A 7739-nucleotide genomic window follows, 5' to 3' on the forward strand; every position below is an offset into this window, starting at 1 on the left:
CCGCGGGCCGCCTCGCCGACCGTCCCGGTGCCTCTCCGGTGTTCCGCGTCGGACCGGTACTGAGCTTCGCCATGCCGGACAAGTACGCGGTCGAGGCGAAATCTGTCGGCGTGCTCAGCTGCTCGACGTCAGCGTGGCCGCGCTCGGCGAGGGTGGGAAGGAAGTCCAGTACCGGCCGATCGGCGATGAACTCAAACTCCACGTCACCATATTGACCGGTGACGCGACGTGGTGCAAGAGTGAGGCGATGTCATCACCGGTCGAACAGGTGACGGAGCTGGATCCCGGTAGCCACCGCGATGCCGCTCGGCTGAGCCGCTACCTGGTCACGGCACTGCTGGCCCGTACCGCTGACGAAGGCGCCCGGGTCGCGCTGGTGATCTTCGCGTTGGAACGGACGGGCAGCGCAGCCGTCGGAGGGATGTTGGTCGCGACCCTGCTCCTCCCACACGTCGTGGCAGCGCCCCTGGTCGGCGGGCTGGTCGACCGGTCGCGACGACCGGCAGCCGTGCTCGCCGCCGCGATCGCCGTCTTCGCCAGCGCCCTCGCGGCAACGGTCGCCCTGCTCGGTCACGCGCCGCTGTGGCAGACCTACCTCGTCCTCGCGATAGCGGGGTGTTGCGGACCCGCGGTGACCGGCGGGCTGACCAGCCAACTGGCCGCCCTGGCCGGCCCCGCGCACGAGGCTCGTGCCTTCGCGCTCGACTCGTTGTCGTACACCGTCGCCGGCATGGTCGGGCCCGCGACGGTGGGGTTGGCGGTGGCGTACGCCAGCCCGAGCGCCGCCATCATGGCGCTCGCGGTCGCCGGCGGGCTCGGCGCGCTCGGCGTCGCATCCCTGCGCCTGCCCGCCCCGTCCGCCGGGGAGCAGACCCGAGCGGTCGACCTGTTCCAGGGTGCCCGCGAGATCGTGCGGAACCGGGCCCTGCGAACGATCACAATTGCCACCAGCATCGGCCAACTGGGCCTCGGCGGTCTGGCTGTCGTCGCCACCACCCTCGCTGCCGCTGCGCACCAACCCAGCCGAGCTGGACTGCTCCTCAGTGTGACCGCCGGTGGCGCGTTCGTGGGATCACTGCTCTGGGCGTGGCGCCCGATGCCGGCGTCCCGGGCGCCTCTCGTGACGGTCTGGGCCATGGTCGCGGTCGGCGTACCCCTCGCGTTGGCCGCCACTGTGCACTCCCTGTCGCTGGCCGCCGCACTGTTCGCGCTGTCCGGGCTCTTCACCGGACCGTTCGCCGCAGCGCTGTTCCTGGCCCGGAGCCAACTGGCCGCCGAGGCGACCCGTACGCAGGTCTTCACCATCGGCGCAGGGCTGAAGGTGGCCGCCTCGGCGATCGGCATCGGTCTCCTGGGCCTCGCCACCGACCTGCCGGCGAGTGCTCAACTGCTGGTGGTGGCCGCCTTCCCGATTCTCGCGGGCGTCGCCGGCGGCGTACTGCTGCGGCGCCCACGAGCGGTTGCGGGCGGACACATCGATGCTTGCTGAGTTTCTTTCACAAGCGTAGGAAGGACACCACCCGTCGATCCGCCGTCCAGCGTCGAAGGAGATGCGTGTGACCACCTCCAGAGGGCTCCGTCTCGCCGTGTCCGTGCTGGTGACGGCGGGTGCGGTCCTGCTCGGCACGGCGGCCCCCGCCGCACCGCCAACGACTCCCGCACCGGCCGGGCACCCGTCCTGCGACCCGATCGATCCGGCGGCCTGCCTGCTGCCGTTCCCGAACGACTACTTCACCGTGGCGGACCGGAGCAGCCCCACCGGCAGGCGGGTGCGGTTCGCCGCCGCCGCGCTGCCCGCCAACGTGCAGGGAAACCCGATCGACCCGACGGAGTGGAACCGGCAGGACGGGTTCAGCCCGGGCTCCCCGATCCTGGTGCGCGTACCCGGTCTCGACGCCGCGGCCAGCGGGATCGCGCCGGTCACCGACATCGGCCGCTCGCTGGCGCCGAACGCGCCGATCGTGCTGCTGAACACCCGGACGGGTGAGCGCACGCCGTACTGGGCCGAGTTGGACGCGCACGCCACCGGCCAGCCCGACCGGCAACTGCTGATCATCCGGCCGGCGGTGGCGCTGACCGAGGGCACCCGCTACGTCGTCGGGTTGCGCGGCCTGCGGGACGGTGACGGGGCGTCGATTCCGGCGCCGAGGACGTTCACGGCGTACCTGTCCGGTGCCGGCCTCAAGCAGCGGGACGCGCGGGGGCCGCAACTGAGGCGGATCGTCGCCGAGCTGAGCCGGGCCGGCGTCAAGCGGCACAGCCTCTACCTCGCCTGGGACTTCACTGTGGCCAGTCGGCACGGGCTGACCGGGCGGATGTTGGCGGTCCGGGACGACGCGTTCGCCGACCTCGGCCGGGCCGCGCCGCCGGTCACCGTCACCCAGGTGACCGACTATTCACCGGAGCAGGATCCGCTGATCGCCCGGCAGGTGACCGGCACCGTCGGCGTACCGTCCTATCTGACCGGCGATGGCGGGCCCGGCTCCCGCCTGCACTACGGGCCCGCCGGCGGCGCCGGGACGCCGCCCACGCCGAACGCCCTGCCCACACCGTCCGGCGCGACGGTGGCGGCCGACTTCGTCTGCAACATCCCGCGCAGCGCCTCGGCTGCGCGACCGGCCCACCTCTCGCTCTACGGCCACGGACTGCTCGGCCGACCGACCGAGATCAACGCCGGCAACGTCAGGACGATGTCGAACACCCACAACTTCACCTTCTGCGCGACCAGTTGGATCGGCATGGCCGCCGCCGACGTTCCCTTCGTGGCCAACGCCTTCACCGACCTCAGCGCCTTCCCCGCCGTGGCGGACCGGTTGCAGCAGAGCTTCCTGAACTTCCTCTTCCTGGGTCGCGCGATGATCCACCCGGCTGGGTTCGCCGCCCACCCGGCGTTTCGGGACGCCACCGCCCGGCCGCTGATCGATCGCGTCGGCGGGCTGCACTACGACGGCAACAGCCAGGGCGGCATCAACGGAGGTGCCCTCACCGCCATCGCCCAGGACTGGACCCGGTCGGTGCTCGGCGTACCGGCGATGAACTACTCCACGCTGCTGCAACGCAGCGTGGACTTCGCACCGTTCCAGACCGTCCTGGACGGCTACTACCCGGACAGGGCCGACCAACAGCTGGTCCTCGCCCTGCTGCAGATGTTGTGGGACCGGTCCGAGGCCAACGGGTACGCCCAGCACATGACCGACCGGCCGCTGCCGCGTACGCCGGCGCACCAGGTGCTGATGCACGTGGCCTTCGCCGACCAGCAGGTCTCGCCCGCCGCGGCCGAGGTGCAGGCGCGCACCATCGGCGCGCGCCTGCACACCCCCGCGCTCGCCGACGGCTGGTCACTGGACGTGCGGCCGTACTGGGGCATCACGCCGATCCGCCGGTATCCGTACAACGGCTCGGCGATCGTGATCTGGAACAGCGGCTCGGCATACGCGCCGCCACCGACCAACCTCGCCCCGGCGGGGCCGGAGTACGGCGACGATCCGCACGAGTTCCCCCGCGCCCAGGCCGGAGCCCAGAAACAGAAGGCGGTCTTCCTGCTCACCGGCAAGGTCGTCGACGTCTGCGCGCGGACACCCTGCCCGTGAAGCCCGGCCCGCCGGGACCACCACCCCGGCGGGCCCCAGCCGGGCGGCGGTCCGGTCCGCCTGCGGGCGGGTGAAGCGTTCGGTGAGCGCCAGCCCGGGCGTCGTCGATGCAGCACATTGATGGCGGCCTTGTCCCGATCGGTACCCTCTGGCACGCTCTGACAACGCCGGACGACGTCGTCTGACATGGGGGAGTGATGAAGGACCAGCGTGCCGCCACCCAGTCGCTTCAGGACAGACAGGCCGCCGAGAGGTTCGCCGAGCAGCTTCGGACCTTGCGGACCAGCGTGGGTGACCCGTCGTTCCGGAAGATGGCCGGGCGCTCGGGCCGGATCTCGCACACCACGCTGCACGAGGCCGCCGCCGGCACCAGGTTCCCCTCCTGGGAAACGGTCCGGGAGTTCGTCCGCGCCTGCGAGGCGGACGAGGCCCAGTGGCGGCGTCGCTGGGAGGACGCGCAGCGTCCCGCGTCCGTTCACGGCTCCGATGACGGCGATGCCACCCCGGCCAGCACCGGTTCCCCGACCGGCCTCGACACCCCGATCACCACGGGTGGAATGAGGTCCGACACCGGGACCGGCGCCCCGGAGACGACCAGGCCCGTCGCGTCTGTCGTTCCCGTGCCGTCGGAGCGGCAGAACCCGCTACGGGGCACCGACTATCCGCCGACCGACCAGGACGTCGCGAGGGGACGGCGGCAGCGGCTGCCGTGGCTCGCCGCCGCCGCTGTGGTCCTGGTGGTGGCGATGGTCGCCGTGCTGGGCGTCGTCGTCCGCGGCCGGTCGTCCCGGGACGCCCCCGGCACCGTGGCGGCGTCGTCCACACCGACCGTTTCGCCGTCGGCGTTCTCGGACTCGCTGATCCCCGGCGACTCGAGCAAGTTCATCGCCGACGTCACCATTCCCGACGGCACCCGGGTGCGGGTGAACTCCCAGTTCGTCAAGGTGTGGGCGCTCAAGAACGTGGGGAAGGTGGCCTGGCACAACCGTTTCCTGGCGCGGACCAACCCGACCGCCGACGCCGACGGTTGCCAGGTGCCGGATCGGGTGGCGATCGGTGACACACCACCTGACGAGCAGGTGATGATCAGTGTCGAGGTCACCGCGCCCAGCCGCCCCGGAAAGTGCTGGGTGAGCTGGAAGATGGTCGACGAGAACGGGCAGGAGTACTTCCCCACCCGCCGGCCGGTCTACTTCATGGTCACCGTCACCGCCTGAACGCGCTCCCGGTCGCCCCGGCCGGTGCCGGAGTGCCATCGCTCGATGTCAGCCCCGGACGTCACCGAATCTGACAACACCACATCCATCGAGGTCGGCGAGGGCCTGACGGATCTGACAGCACAACAGGGGTACCGAACAGCAGGCCGATTCTCGCAAGGTGATGTCCGTTCCGAACGACTCACCAATTGCGAGGAGGATCGACAGTGCGCCGTCACTGGATGTCCGTCGGGCTCGCCGTGCTCTGCGTGGCCGTCGGCGTTCCGGCCCACGCCGGAGCCGCGACATTCGGCGCCACAGCGCAGCAGCCCGTGACCACGGCCGCGCGGCCAGTCGTGGACATGGAGGCCACCGTCCTGGCGGCCCAGATCGACCCCCGCCGCGCAGACAACACACTGACCCCGGGCGCGAAGAACTCCGTGCTCGCCGTCGAGCAGGCGCTCCAGGCGCGGGGCCTGCTGAACGCACAGTGGGTCGACGGCTACTTCGGGACCGTCACCGTCTCGGCGTACGCGGCGTACCAACGCTCACTCGGCTACACCGGGCTGGCCGCCAACGGGCTACCCGGCACGACGTCGCTGACGAGGCTCGGGCTGAACCGTTACACAGTCGGCAACACGATCGGCCCGGGCGCGAAGGTTCCGCGTGACGGGTACGTCGTCAACGCCCGCACCCAGGCCATGTTGGCCGAGGCGCAGCGTGTCCTCGGCTACTCCCTGGTGCTCGACCAGGGCTCCTACAACCCCGGGGGCGATCCCACCTCGGCCGGTACGCACGACGGCGGGGGTGTGGTGGACATCGCGGTCACCGGCATGACCGCTGCCAGGCGCACCGCCGTCGCCAGGGCGCTGCGTCAGGTCGGCTTCGCCGCCTGGGTCCGTAGCCCGAGTCAGGGCGACTGGCCGTGGCACATCCACGCCACGGCGATCAACGACACGGACCTGTCCAGCCAGGCGCAGCACCAGGTCGGCGACTACTACCTGGGCATGAACGGCCTGGCCAACCAGGGACCGGACGACGGCCCCCCGGTCCCGATCACGACCTGGGAGCAGTACCAGCGCGGGCAGTGACCCGCACCCGCTCACCGTTTGGGAAAGGACACCATGAACATCCGTAAGAGCCTCGCCGCCGTCGGCGTCGCGCTGGCCGCGACCACCTCGATCCTCAGCGTCGCATCGCCCGCGTCGGCTGCGGCCCGAGACGGGGTCTGCGACAGTGGCGAGTTCTGCTACTACTACAACAGCGACAACGCGGGATCGATCTCTGACTTCACCGGATCGCTCGACGACTACGGCACCGAGCAGCCCTCGTGCTACGACTTCAAGGGCGCTGGCGCTGGCAAGGGCCTGTGCATCAAGAACGAGGCCGCCTCGGTCTGGAACCGCAGCACCAAGACCGTGCGTGTCTACTACAACAGCGGCTACGCCGGTTCTTACCAAGACTTCGCGGCCGGCGCGAAGGGAAACCTCAACGCCACGCTGAAGAACAACAACGCCTCGCACCAGTTCTCGCCGTCGGCGCGAACGAACCTGTCGTACGGCCTGTACCAGGCCAGCGGCGGCACTGTCACGTGCGGCTTCGACGGTTACACCACCACGCCCGGGCGGCACGAGGGCATCGACATCGCCCGCAGCGTCGGCTCGGACGTGCGGGCCCTGGTCTCCGGAACGGTCATCTACGTCGCGCGGGGCAGCACCGGCAGCGGCGGCCTGTCCACGATCTCCGTCTACAACTCCTCGCTCAACAAGACGGTGATCTACCTGCACACCGCGCCGAAGTCCGGGGTGAGCGTGGGCGACGCCATCAGCAAGGGCGAGATCATCGCCGATGAGTCGTGGCACGGGGTGTCGTCCAGTTCGGGCGCGCACACCCACGTCGAGGTCCGGGCCGGCCGGCAGACCCACGCGGCCGTCAGCGTCGGCGACCCCACCCTGGACAACGCCGACCCGACCTCGTTCTGGAACTCCCAGGGCTACAACGAGAAGTAGGACGCCATGAGTATCCGCAAGGGCCTCGCCGTCGTCGGCGCCGTCCTCGCCATGTCCACCTCCATCCTGAGTGTCGCCTCACCGGCAGCGGCGGCCGCACGGGACGGAACCTGCGACAGCGGCGAGTTCTGCTACTACTACAACAGCAACCAGGCCGGCTCGGTCTCCGACTTCACGGACTCACTCGACGACTACGGCACGACCCAGCCGACCTGCTACGACTTCAAGGGCTCAGGCAGCGGCAAGGGCCTGTGCGTGAAGAACAACGCCGCGTCGGTGTGGAACCGCACCGGCAAGACCGTGCGGGTCTGGTTCAACAGCAACTTCGCCGGTGCGAGCCAGGACTTCACGTCCGGCGCGAAGGGAAACCTCAACGCCACGCTGAAGAACAACAACGCCTCGCACGAGTTGCTGAGCGGGCCGACGGGCTGTAGCACCGACGGCACCAACAGCAGGCTGCCGAGCACCATCCTCGTCTACCGGGTCAGTCTCGGCCGGGTCGACCGGGTCGACTTCAAGACGTACGTCAAGAACGTCCTCCCGAACGAGTGGGTGACGAGTTGGCCGTCCGCCTCGCTGGACGCCGGTGCGATGGCCGTCAAGAGCTACGGCTGGTACTGGGCGTTGCACTCGACCCGGAAGACGTCCGGCGGGCAGTGCTACGACGTCCGGGACGACACCGGTGACCAGGTCTACCGGCCGTCGACGGCACAGACGTCGACGTCCGCCGCGGTGGACCGGACGTGGTCGGCCCGGATGACCCGGAGCGGCAACATCCTGCGGGCGCACTACTGTGCGACGACGACCGCATGCGGTGGCTGGGTGGACGGGGACTGGCTGTCGCAGTACGGCTCGCGTGACCTCGCCAACGAGGGCAAGAGCTACCAGGCGATCCTGCGCTACTACTACCGCGCCGACGAGCGCGTGGGCCTGCTCGTCGGGGC

At 70.3% G+C, this 7739-nt stretch carries 7 protein-coding genes; 6 read left to right on the top strand and 1 reads right to left on the bottom strand.

The window, feature by feature from the left end:
* On the bottom strand, nt 1–202 hold a 202-nt coding region (locus ABZ749_RS24395), incomplete at its 3' end, for a hypothetical protein (RefSeq protein ID WP_357231578.1).
* Between the two features lie 45 nt (nt 203–247).
* On the opposite strand from ABZ749_RS24395, the gene ABZ749_RS24400 reads away from it, so the two are divergent.
* From ABZ749_RS24400 to ABZ749_RS24425, 6 genes are all read left to right on the top strand, one after another.
* On the top strand, nt 248–1489 hold the full coding sequence (locus tag ABZ749_RS24400) for an MFS transporter (protein ID WP_357231581.1): 1242 nt from the start codon (nt 248–250) through the stop codon (nt 1487–1489).
* Nucleotides 1490–1550: 61 nt separating this feature from the next.
* Nucleotides 1551–3590, top strand: a complete 2040-nt coding sequence (locus ABZ749_RS24405) for a hypothetical protein (protein WP_357231584.1) — start codon at nt 1551–1553, stop codon at nt 3588–3590.
* A gap of 197 nt (nt 3591–3787) precedes the next feature.
* A complete protein-coding gene (locus tag ABZ749_RS24410; RefSeq protein ID WP_357231587.1) occupies nt 3788–4807 on the top strand; it encodes an NBR1-Ig-like domain-containing protein in 1020 nt (339 codons plus the stop codon).
* A 206-nt stretch (nt 4808–5013) separates the two neighbouring features.
* A complete protein-coding gene (locus tag ABZ749_RS24415; protein WP_357231590.1) occupies nt 5014–5877 on the top strand; it encodes a peptidoglycan-binding domain-containing protein in 864 nt (287 codons plus the stop codon).
* A 33-nt stretch (nt 5878–5910) separates the two neighbouring features.
* Nucleotides 5911–6795 (top strand): peptidase inhibitor family I36 protein, encoded by an 885-nt coding sequence (locus ABZ749_RS24420; protein ID WP_357231593.1) that lies wholly within the window; start codon nt 5911–5913, stop codon nt 6793–6795.
* Between the two features lie 6 nt (nt 6796–6801).
* On the top strand, nt 6802–7739 hold a 938-nt coding region (locus ABZ749_RS24425), incomplete at its 3' end, for a SpoIID/LytB domain-containing protein (RefSeq protein ID WP_357231596.1).

This window comes from Micromonospora sp. NPDC047753, assembly GCF_040642735.1.
Classification (GTDB): domain Bacteria; phylum Actinomycetota; class Actinomycetes; order Mycobacteriales; family Micromonosporaceae; genus Micromonospora.

Coding starts and splice junctions, on each gene's coding strand:
- ABZ749_RS24420 (WP_357231593.1), top strand. CDS start 5,911: ATGAACATCCGTAAGAGCCTCGCCGCCGTCGGCGTCGCGCTGGCCGCG.
- ABZ749_RS24405 (WP_357231584.1), top strand. CDS start 1,551: ATGCGTGTGACCACCTCCAGAGGGCTCCGTCTCGCCGTGTCCGTGCTG.
- ABZ749_RS24400 (WP_357231581.1), top strand. CDS start 248: ATGTCATCACCGGTCGAACAGGTGACGGAGCTGGATCCCGGTAGCCAC.
- ABZ749_RS24410 (WP_357231587.1), top strand. CDS start 3,788: ATGAAGGACCAGCGTGCCGCCACCCAGTCGCTTCAGGACAGACAGGCC.